This is a genomic window from Agreia sp. (assembly GCF_964263775.1).
In the GTDB taxonomy this organism is placed as follows: domain Bacteria; phylum Actinomycetota; class Actinomycetes; order Actinomycetales; family Microbacteriaceae; genus Agreia.
In genome coordinates this window covers 1-12,363 of record NZ_CAXVWM010000018.1, presented here as the reverse complement: position 1 = coordinate 12,363, position 12,363 = coordinate 1, and the positions used below count along the sequence as shown (strand labels likewise).

Below are 12,363 nucleotides of genomic sequence, written 5' to 3'. Positions count from 1 at the left end.
ACCGGCCCGACGCATCCGACTTCTCGCGCACCTGATACAGCTCTGCAGGCGCTCCATTGCGCGGAGCCTCATCGGGCGTCAGCACGTAGCGCACCTCGAGCTGTTCGCGGATCTGGGCGGCGGTGATCATGCCGTCGCGCGTCCACGCGTGGTCGGCATCCAGGGGCATCTGCTCGATGAAGCGCAGCTGATGACCGCCGGCGAGCGCCCATTCGAGCAGTTCGACGCCTTGGTCGTCGTTGATGCCGGGCATCAGCACCGCGTTGATCTTCGTGCGCTCGAGGCCCACGGTGCGCAGCTCGTCGATGCCCTCGAGCACGCGGTTGAGGAAGGGGCGCCGGGTGATGGTGGCGAAGGTCTCGGCGCAGATCGAGTCGAGCGACACGTTGACCCGGTCGAGTCCGGCCGCGGCGAGCGCGGCGGCCCGGCTCTTCAGTCCGATCGCATTGGTGGTCAGCGAGATCTCGGGGCGGGGCTCGAGGGCCGCGCAGTCTTCGATGATCTCGACGAGGTCTTTGCGCAGCAGCGGCTCGCCTCCCGTAAAGCGGATCTGCCTCACGCCCAGCTCTTCGACGGCGATGCGGGCGAGCCGGGCGATCTCCTCGCGGGTGAGCAGTTTCGGCCCGGCCAGGAACGGGAGGCCCTCGGCCGGCATGCAATAGGTGCAGCGCAGATTGCACTTGTCGGTCAGCGAGATGCGCAGATCGGTGGCCGTGCGGCCGAAGCGGTCGAGAAGCCCGGGCGCGGCAGGCCGATCGGATGCCTGGGGCTGGCCCAGGCGCAACGGGATCGTCGGCATGCCGAGCGTGATGCTCATGGCACCAGCCTACGTTGATCAGGCGGTGCCCAGCCCGAAGGTCAGCAGTCTGGTGAAATCCGTGCGCGGGTTCAGCAGCACCTCGCGAGTGGAACCCTCCTCGACGATGCGGCCCTCGTCGAGCACGATCACGCGATCGGCGAGGGCGAGCGCATCGAGAGGGTCGTGGGTGACGATCACGACCGTCCGCTCTGCGAGCACCTCGGCCAGCAGGCGGCGCATGGCGGGGGCGACACCCGCGTCCAACGAGCCGAACGGTTCGTCGAGCAGCAGCAGTCGCGGTTCGGTCGCCAGTGCTCGAGCCACCGCGACGCGTTGGGCCTGGCCACCCGAGAGACGCGACGGGCGCGTGTCTGCCAACCCCGTGGCATCCACGCGCTGAAGCCATCGCTCGGCGATGATTCGGGCGCCGGCCCGGTCGACGCCCGCACTGCGGGGGCCGAACGCCACGTTGTCTCGCACGTTGAGGTGTGGAAAGAGGAGAGCCTCCTGTGCGAGCAGCGCGACCCCGCGGGCGTGCGGCGCGACCCAGACGTCGCGTTCGCCGGGGCCCGCAGACACCAGGGTCGTGTCGTCGAGGCGCACGTGACCCGAGTCGGGTCGCTCGAGGCCAGACAGCACCTCGAGAAGGGTCGATTTTCCGGCTCCGTTCGGTCCGAGAACGGCGAGAGTCTCGCCTTCGCGCAGAGAGAACTGCACGTCGAGTCGGTGCGGTTCGACGACGGCGCGAACGTCGAGGCTCATCTGATCTCCCGCCGGCCGTAGGTGACAACCATCACGATCACGGCGACGACGACGAGCACCAGCGCGAGAGCCACGGCGGCATCGGGATCGGTCTCGCGCTGCAGGTAGATCTCGAGCGGCAGGGTTCGCGTGACCCCCTCGAGGCTGCCGGCGAACGTGAGGGTCGCGCCGAACTCGCCGAGCGCTCTCGCGAAAGCCAGAACCGCGCCCGTGACCAGGCCGGGAAGCACGAGCGGCAGGGTCACCCGACGAAACACCGTGCTGGGTGACGCGCCCAGGGTGGATGCGACGGCCTCGTACCGCGACCCGGCCGCACGGAGGGCCGCCTCGAGGCTCAGCACCAGAAACGGCAGGGCCACGAAGGTTTGGGCGAGCACCACCGCCACCGTCGAGAAGGCGATGCTCACTCCGAGCGCATCGAGCGACGCGCCGAGAAGTCCTCGCCGCCCGAAGGCGGCGAGCAGCGCGATTCCACCGACGACGGGCGGCAGCACCAGGGGCAGGAGGACCAGCGCACGAAGTACGCGCTTGCCCGGAAACGTCGTTCGCGCCAGCACCAGCGCGAGAGGCACGCCGAGCAGAATGCAGAGCACGGTGCTGGCGACCGATGTGCGCAGGCTCAGCGCGAGCGCCGCCAGCGACGATTCGCTCGTGACGAGCGAGCCGAAGTTCGGCCAGTCGACCCGGGTGGCCAGGCTCACGATCGGCACGACGATGAGCAACGCACCGATGGCGGCGACGACGGCGACCCACGCGGGAATGCCGCCCAGGGTCGACCGCTGCCGCGCCGGAGTGCTCACTAGGGCTTCGCGAAGCCTGCGGCTGCGAGAATCTTCTGGCCGCCTGACCCGGTCACGAGCTTCGAGAACTCGGCCGCGAGCTCGGGCACGGTCGAGGCGGCGACGACGCCGATGGGGTACTTGTTGACGGCTCCGGAGGATTCCGAAAACGTGACGCCCTCGACCGTGTCACCCGCCGCCTCGACGTCGGTCACGTACACGAGCCCGGCATCCGCTTCGCCCGACGAGACCTTGCCGAGCACGTCTGTGACGGCCGACTCTTCGCTGACCGGGGTGAGCGTGATGCCCGTGGCCTCCTCGATCTTCACGGTGGCAGAGCCGCACGGAACCTGGGCGGCGCAGATGACGACCCTGGCCTCGGGCTTCGCGAGGTCTTGGAACGAACGGATGCCCGCGGGATTTCCGGGTGGAACTGCGATCTCCAGGGTGTTGCTGGCGAAGAGTTCTGGGGTGCCCTCGATCAGGCTCGCGTCTATGAGCTTGGCCATGTTCTTCTCGTCGGCGAACGCCACGACGTCGGCAGGCGCACCCTCGGTGACCTGGCTGACCAGGTCGGCCGATCCGGCGAAGTTCAGCGACACTGTGACGCCCGGATGCGATTCTTCGAATTCGCTCGCCAGTTCGGTGAACGTGTCTGTCAACGACGCGGCGGCGAACACGGTCAGCGTCTGCTCGACGACCGGAGTGTTGCTCGGCGTCTCTGTCGCCGCTGTCGTCGAGGCGGCAGTGGATGCGCAGCCGGCCAGCAGGCCGACGGCGCCCACCAGGGCGACGGATGCGAGGACTGACTTCTTCACGAGGTGCGGCTTCTTCACGAAATGCTCCTGGATGCTTCGACGATCACGTTGGTGGACTTGATCACGGCGACGGCGACGGATCCGGGTTTCAGGTCGAGGTCGCGAACGGCCTCGGTGCTCATGAGCGACACGACTCGATGGGGTCCGCACTGCAGCTCGACCTGGCTCATCACGACGTCACTCGTCACCCGGGTGACCAGTCCGACGAAACGATTGCGCGCCGAGCTGTTCATACCTGACGGGTCGACGGGATTCGCAGCATGCTCCTTGGCGAGCTGGGCCAGGTCGACACCGTCGACCACCTTGCGGCCTGCCTCATCGAGGGTCGCCTCGAGTGTTCCGTTATCGATCCAGCGTCGAACAGTGTCGTCGCTGACGCCGAGAAATAGCGCGGCATCCTTTATCCGTATTTGCGTCACGACGAAGACTCTACCTCCGCGAATGCGCTCTCTAGTGACAATAAGCGCGTTCAGACATGTTTGCGCTCGCCAACCCGCAGGACTATGGCATGGGTTCGTACTTGCGGGGCAGGTCGGGGCGACGTGCTGGATCTCAGTTGTCTTGTCGTGTCGAGAGTAAGAGCATTCCCTTTCGGTTGAATGATCACGCAAACGTTCAATCGACGCCCGATGTCATCGTCAGTCTGGCCTCATCTCACGTTGGGGGCACTATGCCCACGCCCCGACGACCGTACCTACGACCAGGATCGGGCCCGCGACTGCCATTCCTGAAACGAGGATGGCGGCGAGGGCCATCCACCCGTGCCTCGGCGCGATCACGCTACGCCGGAATGAGCCCCTGTCCCCACACTCAATCGGAACGGTATACTTGTGTCATGAAAGTATCAGAGTACGCAGCCCAGGCTGGAGTTTCGCCCCGCCGCGTGCGTGCTCAGATCGAGCAGGGGAAGCTCCCGGCTACACACAGGGTCAACAAGAAGGGCGTCACTGCTCGCAGCTGGGAAATCCAGTCTCCGGTTCTCGCTCCACGGTCCCGTCGCCCGCTTTCGAGCAAATCACAGGATGCCCTCGCCGGGGCGCTGAAGGCGAACACTCTCGCTGGCCTCACCGGCCAGGCACGTGCACGAACTGCGAGTCGCATCCGAACACTTCGCTCGAGCGAGGATCCTGCTGCACTCCTCGTGGATTGGTGGGGCGGACAGGCGCCTCAGGAGATTTCTGCCAAGACGGCTGTGATCCTCAACGCGTTCTACGGCGACAAGGGGAATCTCCAGCAGCTTCTTCGCTCCCAGCCGACCAGGTACCTGCGCCATCGCGATCGCCTCGCAGAGGTGGTGTCGTCCGAGCGGACCATCCAAGGTCTGAGCCGTGACGAACTCGCCGCGCGTGCGAAGACATCTAAAGATGTCGTCGCGCTCATCGAGCAGGGCCGCGATCCGCGTTCGATCGGTGGAACGGTGCGTGTCCTGCGGGCGCTGGGGGTTCGCGCGAGTGCCCTTCCTAACTGGGAGATGGAGAAGTGAGGGCCCTGGATGCATGGCTCGAGGGGAGTTTCGTCGGTCGCTTCACAGAGACCGACGATCGTCACGTGCTTTTCGAGTACGACCCAGGTGCTCCGAGCACTCAGATCTCGCTGTCGCTGCCCAGAAACAGGCCGCACACGAAGAACGCCGCCAAGCATTTTCTCGAGAACCTCCTTCCAGACCACGAAGCCACGCGAACTCGCATGGCCCGCGTCTACGCGGCAGCTGGCGTAGGCACGTTCGATTTGCTGGCGAAGAGCGGCGTGGATGTCGCGGGCGGGCTGGTCTTGGTTCCCGCAGGAACCGAGCCGGCCACAGGTCTTGGCCATCTATTCCCGGCCCCTGATGATGTCATCGCGAATCGGATCGCGGAGATCAAGAATGATCCCGATGCCTGGGCACCCTCTGATACGTTCGCACGGTTCTCCCTCGGAGGGACCCAGGGCAAGTTCGCCTTGGCCCGGGTCGACGGCGAGTGGTTTTGGCCGAACGCTGCGGTGCCGTCTACACACATCGTGAAGCCCGCTCGACCCGAGATGCTGCTGCTCGAACAGGCCGAGACTGCGGCGATGAGACTGGCGATGCGCATCGGTCTCAGCGCGCCGGCGGCTGAAGTGTTCGAAGTCGAAGACCAGTCCGCGTATATGGTCCAGCGCTTCGACAGGCTTCCCGGGGATCCCTTCGCATCCCGGCTGCATGTCGAGGATCTCGCCCAGGCCAGCTTCATGTCTCCCAACGACAAGTATTCTCTGACCGCGGTGCAGGCTCTCGCTCTCCTCGCCCCTGAGGATCAAGACTCCCGTCTCGCTCACCAGTTCATCAGCCAGCTGGCTTTCAACACGATGCTCGGAAACGCCGATGCCCACGCGAAGAACTACTCGGTGATCCTGCGACCCGGTACTGCCTCGACGCCCGCCGTCGAACTGTCACCTATGTACGACGTCGTGCCTGTCGGGCTGTACCCGTACAACCAGGACTTGGCCATGCGTATTGGTGGAGCGACGCGGCCGCAGGCAATCCAGGCGCACCACTGGAGGAAGCTCGCCTCGCGTGCTGGCCTGGACTCGGATGAAGTGATGGCGATTGTCGGCAACGTAGCCGAGGGAATCGCAGCCAACGTCAACACCGCATGGGTCGAGCTTGAGCCCGAACAGCAGACCATGCTCCGCGAGCAGCTGCTTCGGAACACGGATCGATTCGTGGGCCTGAACGAGACCAAGCAGGTGGAAATGCACGTGCAGCCGTCGACGCCGCCGAAGTAGGACCAGGCTCCAGTACGACGTGCACCGCGCGAATCTCTGGAATCTCGCAACCGACGTATGCCCGAGCTACGGAACGTGAAGATCGACCGGTTCGGGCTGGACGACGATGCGGCCGAACCTGACGGCGAGCAGGGGCTGCGCGGTATCCGTCGTGGCAAGCAAGTCGTCACCACGAGGCCCCACAACAGTGCGAACCGACCACCGGACCACGTGAAGCGAGACTTTCACGCGGACCGGCCGAATGAGCTTTGGGTGGTCGATTTCACCTATGTCCCGACGTGGTCGGGGATGGCGTTCACCGCGTTCGTCACCGACGTCTTCTCGCGACGGATTGTAGGCTGGATAACGATGGACCGGATGCCCACCGACCTGCCGCTGGACGCGCTCGAGATGGCGCTCTGGGTCCGCGACCGCGCGGGCCAGGACGTCACCGGAGTCATTCAACATTCGGACGTCGGGTCGCAATACACCGCGCTGCGCTAATCCGAACGACTCTCTAACGTCGGCGCGATCGCGTCCATCGGGACCGTCGACGACTCCTACGACAACGCCCTCGCGGAGACGGTCGTCGGGCTTTACAAGACCACGTGCGTGAAAGTCGACGGCCCATTCCGCACCGCCGATGAGCTCGAACTCGCCACTCTCTCCTGGGTGTATTGGTTCAACGAGAACCGGCTGCACTCATCAATCGGATACCTCACACCCGTTGAGAAGGAGAACGAGTACTACCGTAAGATCAACCCCCAGAGCCAACCGGCGCTGGGAGAACTCGCTCTCCACTAAACCCGGGGCGATTCTGTCCGTGCTTGGCATAGTGGTTCTGGGCATTGTTAGATCCACCATGTGGCGGTTCCCCTGATCTAGACCCGCAAGTGCACCTCGGGTTCTGAAGAGCAGGCGCGGTAGTTAGCGGCGTGCTTCGATTGGGAATATCAACCCGTCGGCGTAGAGTTGCACATGCGTTGCACACGCACGGATGAGAGGTGGTAGCCATGAGCGCCAAGACTGTCGGGTTCGCGATCGCGGACGAGGATCAGGCCAAGTTGCAGACTCTCGTCGATCACTTCGGGCATGGCAACCGCTCTGAGTTCCTCCGGGCTGCGATGAAGCGGATGACTCACGACATGTGGGCCGAGAAGATGCGCGGCCTCCAGGACCAGGCCCGCGAGGAGCTCGCCGGCCGCGTGGTGTCGCGCGAAGAGGTCACCGCTCTCGTGAAGAAGACTCTGCGCTCCAGTGCCGCAGCCTGACGCTCGCCCGGCGGTCGTCTTCGACATCCACATCTACGTCAACGCGCTCGTGGGTGCAGGCTCCGAGTTCCCCAGGGTCGTCGAGGTACCGCCGGGCACGGGCAACTCCGCGGCCGACTGCCTCTCGCTCGCCTTCGACGGCGACGACTTCCGGCTGTTCATTTCGCCGCACATCATCCGCAACCTGACCCGCGTTCTCGGCGAGCTCAAGCTCAGCGAGCAACTGATCGAGGAATACCTCGAGACCGTGCTCGAGCTCGTCGATGCCTCGGGCGGCGAGGTGATCGATCCCCCGCGGAAGTGTTTCGACGTCGAGGACTACGAGGACAATCTGATCGTGGATCTCTCCCTCGCGTGTGATGCCACTCTCATCGTTAGCGACGACACCGACCTCACTGATCTGAGCCCCTGGCACAGCCGCATGCCGATCGTCCGGCCTCACGTCTCCGTCGACCGCATGATCAAGGCCCGTCGCAGCCGGCGTCGATAGACCGGCCGAAACACCGGACACCCACATGCACGAGCGTCAGCGGATCTGCAACGCCCACGTGCCCTGGACTGGGGGCGAAACGGCATGAGGCCCCTTCGAGAGGCTCAGGAACCGAGGCCGACTCACGGAACGTCGGGGCCGGCGTGCACGACAATAGAGACATGTCCTCCCGATCGCTCGACGAGCACCGCGCCGCCGTCGCCGCGCTGCTCGCTCCGCTGGCCGACGACCGCGCCGTCGAGACGATTGCCATCTCGGCCGCACGCATCGCCGGCGCGCCCGACACCTATCGCCACCGCACCCTGGCGCACGACGTGCGCTCGCCCACCGACCTGCCGCCGTTCGACAACTCGCAGATGGACGGGTACGCCGTGCGTTCCGTCGAGTTGTTTGGCGCGTCAGCGGATGCTCCAGCCCGGCTTCTCGTCGACAGCCAGATCAACGCCGGAGACTCGATCTCAGAGCTGAAGCCGGGCACCGCCGCGCCCATCATGACGGGCGCCCCGCTGCCTTCGGGCGCCGATGCCGTTGTTCCCATCGAGCGGGCGATCCCCGATCGCTTCCGTTCAGCCGACGATGCCAGCGCCGGTGACGCTGACGGCGCTGACGGCGTGTTCACCGTCGAGTTCGCCTCCACCCCCGCCAGCGACGAGTACGTTCGGCGGCGGGGCAGCGACATCGGCGCGGGTGGGCTGCTGCTGCCCGCCGGCTCCGTTCTGGGCCCGGCTCAGCTCGGCGTGCTCGCGGCCACCGGACTCACCAGCATCGACGTGCTGCGCCGCATTCGGGTGCTGCTCATCGCCACGGGGCACGAGATCCGTGAACCCGGCACCGCGCTCGAACCGGGGCAGATCTACGACTCCAACAGCGCCGTGCTGAGCCAGGCACTCATCGAGTGCGGCTGCACGGTCGTCGCCTGGCCGTGCCGCTCCGATGACGCGACCGACCTGCTGCACATCGTCGAGAAGGGTGCCCCGACGGCCGACCTGGTGATCACCGTGGGCGGGGTCAGCGCCGGTGCACGCGAGGTCGTGCGCGACGCGCTCGGCCCGCTCGGCGTCGAGTTCGCGCACGTGGCCATGCAGCCCGGCGGCCCACAGGGGCTCGGCCTCGTCTCCCCGGGTCGAACGCGCGGGCAGCCCGCCGAACGCATCCCCGTCGTGACCTTCCCCGGCAACCCGGTGAGCGCCCTCATATCATTCGAGGTGTTCGTGCGACCCATTCTGCGCCGCCTCGCCGGCTTCGCTCGCCCTGAGCGCGAGGTGCTGCGCCTCCCCCTGGCCGAGGCAGTCGATTCGCCCGACGGCAAGCATCAGGTGCGCCGCGCATCCATCGACGCCGATGGGCGCGTGCGTCTGGTCGGCGGCCCGAGTTCGCACCTGCTGCATTCCTACGCGGCTTCGACCGCACTTGTTCACCTGCCGGTCGGGCTCGGCCACGCCGACGCCAAAGAGCCGGTCGACGTCTGGAGGATAGATGACTGACGCATCCCTGCCCGAATCGAATGGCGCCCTCACCCACGTGCGCGCCGACGGGGCCGTGCTCATGGTCGACGTCACAGACAAGGCCGAGACCTCGAGACGTGCGAGCGCGGTGGCCACCGTCGTCACCAGACCCGATGTGCTCGAGCTGCTGCTCGCGGGAGAGCTGCCCAAGGGCGAGGCCCTCGCCGTGGCACGGGTCGCCGGCATCATGGCGGCCAAGCAGACGTCGTCTCTCATTCCGCTGTGCCATCCGCTGCCGCTGTCCGGCGCCACGATCGACTTCGCCCCTGGCGACGACCGCATCGTGATCACGGCGACCGTCAAGACCCGAGGTGTGACCGGAGTCGAGATGGAGGCCCTGACCGCCGCATCCGTCGCCGCGCTCACGTTGTACGACATGATCAAGGCCGTCGACAAGCACGTGGTGATCACCGACATCCACGTCACGGCGAAGTCGGGCGGCAAATCGGGCGACTGGAGCGTCGCATGACCGGCGCAGGTGCCGCGCATGGTCGCCGAGCCCACGTCATCGTCGCCTCGACGCGGGCCGCGACGGGCGTCTACGACGACCGCACCGGGCCCGTCATCGCCGAGTGGGTGCGTCACCGCGGCTGGGCCGACCCCGTCGTGCAGGTGGTTGCGGATGGCGACGAGGTCGCAACCGCGCTTCAGGATGCCGTCGCGACGGGCGCCGATCTCGTCGTGACGACGGGCGGCACGGGCGTCAATCCCACAGACCGAACCCCGGAGGCGACGCTTCCGCTTCTTGAACGGGAACTGCCGGGGGTGATGGAGGCCATCCGTCGACGGGGTGCACAATCGACGTCGCTGGCATCGCTGTCGCGCGGTTACGCGGGCATCGCGCGGGGTCAGACCTTCGTCGTCAATCTCCCCGGTTCTACAGGAGGAGTCAAAGACGGTCTGGCCGTGCTCGACGAGGTTCTCGACCACGTGATCGATCAGCTTCACGGAGGAGATCATGAGCGCTGAGATGCCTCCGACCGTCGGTTCGACACCGGCCTCGACCGTCGATTTCGGCGAGTCCGCGCCCGCCGTCGTCGCGTTCGCCCACGTGACCGACAAGCCCATCTCCGTCGACGCGTGCGTCGCGAATGTCGAGAACGAGCACGCGGGCGCCGTCGTGACGTTCGCGGGTGTCGTTCGCGACCACGACGAGGGCAGGGGCGTGACCTGGCTGCGCTACTCCGCGCATCCGACGGCCGACGCCGTGTTGCGACAGGTCGTCGCCGAGACCGCGCAGGCCTACCCCGGAACGCGGATCGCCGCCGCACACCGCGTCGGCGACCTCGCGATCACCGATGTGGCTCTCGTGTGCGCCGTGGCCTCGGCGCACCGGGGCACGGCTTTCGCCGCCTGCGCCGCACTGGTCAACGAGATCAAGTCCCGGGTTCCGATCTGGAAAGAACAGGGGTTCACCGACGGCAGCACCGAGTGGGTCGCCGCACTCGGCTGACGGCGCGGTTTACACGCCCGACACATGGGTGGGGTGTACTGAAATGACAGCACCGCCGCATTGCTTCGGTACGAGGAGTCTTTGATGGATCTCAACACCGTGACCCGGGTCGTTTCAGCGCGAACACGCGCCGACCTCGGCGGCCTCGGCGGCGGGGCCGTGCCGCTCGCCGGCGGAAGCGTGCTGTTCGCCGAGCCGAACCCCGGCATCCACACGCTCGTCGACCTGCGCACCCTCGACTGGGCGCCGTTCGAGGTGACAGAGGAGGGTTTCGACGTGGCCGCGACCGCAACGTTGGCCGAGCTCGCGGCGCTGCCCGACGACCGGGGATGGCGCGCGCATCCTCTCTTCTCGCAGTGCTGCACGGCCCTGTTCGGTTCATTCAAGGTGTGGAACGTCGCGACTGTCGGCGGCAACATCTGCACCGCCCTGCCCGCCGGCCCGATGACCTCTCTCTTCAGCGCACTCGATGCCGAGGCGCTCATCTGGAAGGCCGACGGAACCGATCAGCGGGTCGCCGTCAGCGCCCTCGTCACCGGCAACGCGACCACCTCTCTCGAGCCGGGCGACGTGCTGCGCTCGGTGCACGTTCCCGCTCGTTCGCTGGGCTCCGCGACCGCGTACCGCAAAATCGCACTCTCTGCCCTCGGCCGCAGTGCGGCTGTCGTCATCGGGCGGCGAGATGAGGTCGACGGCAGTTTCGTGCTCACGGTGTCGGCCGCGACCGTGCGGCCCGAACAGCTGCGCTTCGCAGGCCTGCCCGGCGCATCCGAGCTGCGCGCGGCGATCGAGCTCATCGACAGCTGGTTCACGGATGCGCACGGCGCGGCCGATTGGCGACTCGCGGTGAGCCTCGTGCTGGCCGAGGAGATCCGGCTCGAGCTCGCCGACGGAGAAGCCCCATGATGTTCTCGATCAACGGCGAGGTGTTCGACGCCGAGCCTCGGGCCGGGCAGAGCCTCCGCACCTTCATCCGCGACCAGCAGCATTTCGAGGTCAAGAAAGGGTGCGACACGGGCGACTGCGGCGCATGCTCGGTGCTGGTCGACGGCACCCCCGTGCACTCGTGCATCTTTCCGGCGTTCCGTGCCGACGGCACAGACGTGACGACGGCCGCGGGTCTCGGCCTGCCGAATGATCTCTCGCCCCTGCAGCAGAGATTCGTCGACCAGGCCGCTTTTCAGTGCGGGTTCTGCACAGCCGGCATGGTCGTGACGGCATCGACCTTCGATGAGCACGACCTGACCGAGCTCCCCCGCCTCTTGAAGGGCAACCTCTGCCGATGCACCGGCTACCGCGCGATTCACGAGGCCATCGACCAGGTGCGCACCGACTCGTGCGGGGTCGAGCTCGAGTCGGGCTCTCTGGTGCCGGAGTCGCGCACGACGCCCGTGATCAAGACCGGGCCGCGCGCATCCACGATCACCGAACCAGCGGTCGGCCCGGTCATCGGAACCTCGGTCACGGCGCCGGCGGCCGAGCGCGTGGTAGCCGGGCAGGAGCCGTTCACGCTCGACGTCGCTGTTGCAGGGCTGCTGCACCTCGTCGTTCTCACATCGCCGCACGCGCACGCCCGCATCACGGCGATCGACACGAGCCGCGCATCCGCCCTGCCCGGCGTTCACGCGGTGCTGACCCACGCGCACTCCCCCGCGACGCTGTTCTCGACGGCGCGGCACGAGTCGCGGCTCGACGACCCCGACGACACCCTCGTGCTCGATGACGTGGTGCGCTACCGGGGGCAGCGTGTCGCGGCGGTCGT

General features: G+C 66.8%; 17 protein-coding genes. 12 read left to right on the top strand and 5 right to left on the bottom strand.

The window, feature by feature from the left end; translation table 11 throughout:
- The 5 genes from moaA to ACE5CZ_RS02010 form a co-directional block, all read right to left on the bottom strand.
- The coding region (gene moaA / locus ACE5CZ_RS02030; RefSeq protein WP_374945692.1) for a GTP 3',8-cyclase MoaA at positions 1 to 817 on the bottom strand (817 nt) is incomplete at its 3' end.
- 18 nt (positions 818 to 835) lie between these two features.
- Positions 836 to 1,561, bottom strand: coding sequence for a sulfate/molybdate ABC transporter ATP-binding protein (locus tag ACE5CZ_RS02025; RefSeq protein WP_374945691.1), 726 nt, complete (start codon positions 1,559 to 1,561; stop codon positions 836 to 838).
- A complete protein-coding gene (locus ACE5CZ_RS02020) occupies positions 1,558 to 2,361 on the bottom strand; it encodes an ABC transporter permease (protein WP_374945690.1) in 804 nt (267 codons plus the stop codon). Before ACE5CZ_RS02020 ends, ACE5CZ_RS02025 begins: the two co-directional genes overlap by 4 nt.
- Positions 2,361 to 3,176 (bottom strand): molybdate ABC transporter substrate-binding protein, encoded by an 816-nt coding sequence (modA, locus tag ACE5CZ_RS02015; RefSeq protein WP_374945689.1) that lies wholly within the window; start codon positions 3,174 to 3,176, stop codon positions 2,361 to 2,363. The genes ACE5CZ_RS02020 and modA overlap by 1 nt, the downstream gene beginning before the upstream one ends.
- Positions 3,173 to 3,577 carry a molybdopterin-binding protein gene (locus tag ACE5CZ_RS02010; RefSeq protein WP_374945688.1) on the bottom strand — a complete coding sequence of 135 codons (405 nt, stop codon included), beginning with the start codon at positions 3,575 to 3,577 and terminating at the stop codon, positions 3,173 to 3,175. Before ACE5CZ_RS02010 ends, modA begins: the two co-directional genes overlap by 4 nt.
- 773 nt (positions 3,578 to 4,350) lie before the next feature.
- Here ACE5CZ_RS02010 and ACE5CZ_RS02005 point away from each other — a divergent pair.
- The 12 genes from ACE5CZ_RS02005 to ACE5CZ_RS01950 form a co-directional block, all read left to right on the top strand.
- Positions 4,351 to 4,641, top strand: a complete 291-nt coding sequence (locus ACE5CZ_RS02005; protein ID WP_374945687.1) for a hypothetical protein — start codon at positions 4,351 to 4,353, stop codon at positions 4,639 to 4,641.
- Complete coding sequence (locus tag ACE5CZ_RS02000; protein ID WP_374945686.1) at positions 4,638 to 5,903, top strand: HipA domain-containing protein; 1,266 nt, start codon at positions 4,638 to 4,640, stop codon at positions 5,901 to 5,903. Before ACE5CZ_RS02005 ends, ACE5CZ_RS02000 begins: the two co-directional genes overlap by 4 nt.
- Before the next feature lie 75 nt (positions 5,904 to 5,978).
- On the top strand, positions 5,979 to 6,386 hold the full coding sequence (locus ACE5CZ_RS01995; protein ID WP_374945685.1) for a DDE-type integrase/transposase/recombinase: 408 nt from the start codon (positions 5,979 to 5,981) through the stop codon (positions 6,384 to 6,386).
- 27 nt (positions 6,387 to 6,413) lie between these two features.
- Positions 6,414 to 6,686, top strand: a complete 273-nt coding sequence (locus ACE5CZ_RS01990) for an integrase core domain-containing protein (RefSeq protein ID WP_374945693.1) — start codon at positions 6,414 to 6,416, stop codon at positions 6,684 to 6,686.
- A gap of 209 nt (positions 6,687 to 6,895) precedes the next feature.
- Positions 6,896 to 7,153 (top strand): hypothetical protein, encoded by a 258-nt coding sequence (locus tag ACE5CZ_RS01985; protein ID WP_374945684.1) that lies wholly within the window; start codon positions 6,896 to 6,898, stop codon positions 7,151 to 7,153.
- Positions 7,140 to 7,643, top strand: a complete 504-nt coding sequence (locus ACE5CZ_RS01980) for a putative toxin-antitoxin system toxin component, PIN family (RefSeq protein ID WP_374945683.1) — start codon at positions 7,140 to 7,142, stop codon at positions 7,641 to 7,643. Before ACE5CZ_RS01985 ends, ACE5CZ_RS01980 begins: the two co-directional genes overlap by 14 nt.
- Before the next feature lie 161 nt (positions 7,644 to 7,804).
- Complete coding sequence (gene glp, locus ACE5CZ_RS01975; RefSeq protein WP_374945682.1) at positions 7,805 to 9,127, top strand: gephyrin-like molybdotransferase Glp; 1,323 nt, start codon at positions 7,805 to 7,807, stop codon at positions 9,125 to 9,127.
- Positions 9,120 to 9,617, top strand: coding sequence for a cyclic pyranopterin monophosphate synthase MoaC (moaC, locus tag ACE5CZ_RS01970; RefSeq protein WP_374945681.1), 498 nt, complete (start codon positions 9,120 to 9,122; stop codon positions 9,615 to 9,617). The genes glp and moaC overlap by 8 nt, the downstream gene beginning before the upstream one ends.
- Positions 9,614 to 10,117, top strand: a complete 504-nt coding sequence (locus ACE5CZ_RS01965; protein WP_374945680.1) for a molybdenum cofactor biosynthesis protein B — start codon at positions 9,614 to 9,616, stop codon at positions 10,115 to 10,117. The genes moaC and ACE5CZ_RS01965 overlap by 4 nt, the downstream gene beginning before the upstream one ends.
- Positions 10,107 to 10,601, top strand: a complete 495-nt coding sequence (locus tag ACE5CZ_RS01960; protein ID WP_374945679.1) for a molybdenum cofactor biosynthesis protein MoaE — start codon at positions 10,107 to 10,109, stop codon at positions 10,599 to 10,601. The genes ACE5CZ_RS01965 and ACE5CZ_RS01960 overlap by 11 nt, the downstream gene beginning before the upstream one ends.
- An 84-nt stretch (positions 10,602 to 10,685) precedes the next feature.
- Positions 10,686 to 11,507 carry an FAD binding domain-containing protein gene (locus ACE5CZ_RS01955; protein ID WP_374945678.1) on the top strand — a complete coding sequence of 274 codons (822 nt, stop codon included), beginning with the start codon at positions 10,686 to 10,688 and terminating at the stop codon, positions 11,505 to 11,507.
- Positions 11,504 to 12,363 (top strand): 2Fe-2S iron-sulfur cluster-binding protein (locus ACE5CZ_RS01950; protein ID WP_374945677.1); only part of this gene is annotated, 860 nt, incomplete at its 3' end. The genes ACE5CZ_RS01955 and ACE5CZ_RS01950, both read left to right, overlap by 4 nt.

Bases quoted from the DNA above. Each gene is read 5' to 3' on its own strand.
- moaC (WP_374945681.1), top strand. From the start codon at position 9,120: ATGACTGACGCATCCCTGCCCGAATCGAATGGCGCCCTCACCCACGTG.
- ACE5CZ_RS01965 (WP_374945680.1), top strand. From the start codon at position 9,614: ATGACCGGCGCAGGTGCCGCGCATGGTCGCCGAGCCCACGTCATCGTC.
- glp (WP_374945682.1), top strand. From the start codon at position 7,805: ATGTCCTCCCGATCGCTCGACGAGCACCGCGCCGCCGTCGCCGCGCTG.
- ACE5CZ_RS02025 (WP_374945691.1), bottom strand. From the start codon at position 1,561: ATGAGCCTCGACGTTCGCGCCGTCGTCGAACCGCACCGACTCGACGTG.
- ACE5CZ_RS01985 (WP_374945684.1), top strand. From the start codon at position 6,896: ATGAGCGCCAAGACTGTCGGGTTCGCGATCGCGGACGAGGATCAGGCC.
- ACE5CZ_RS01960 (WP_374945679.1), top strand. From the start codon at position 10,107: ATGAGCGCTGAGATGCCTCCGACCGTCGGTTCGACACCGGCCTCGACC.
- ACE5CZ_RS01955 (WP_374945678.1), top strand. From the start codon at position 10,686: ATGGATCTCAACACCGTGACCCGGGTCGTTTCAGCGCGAACACGCGCC.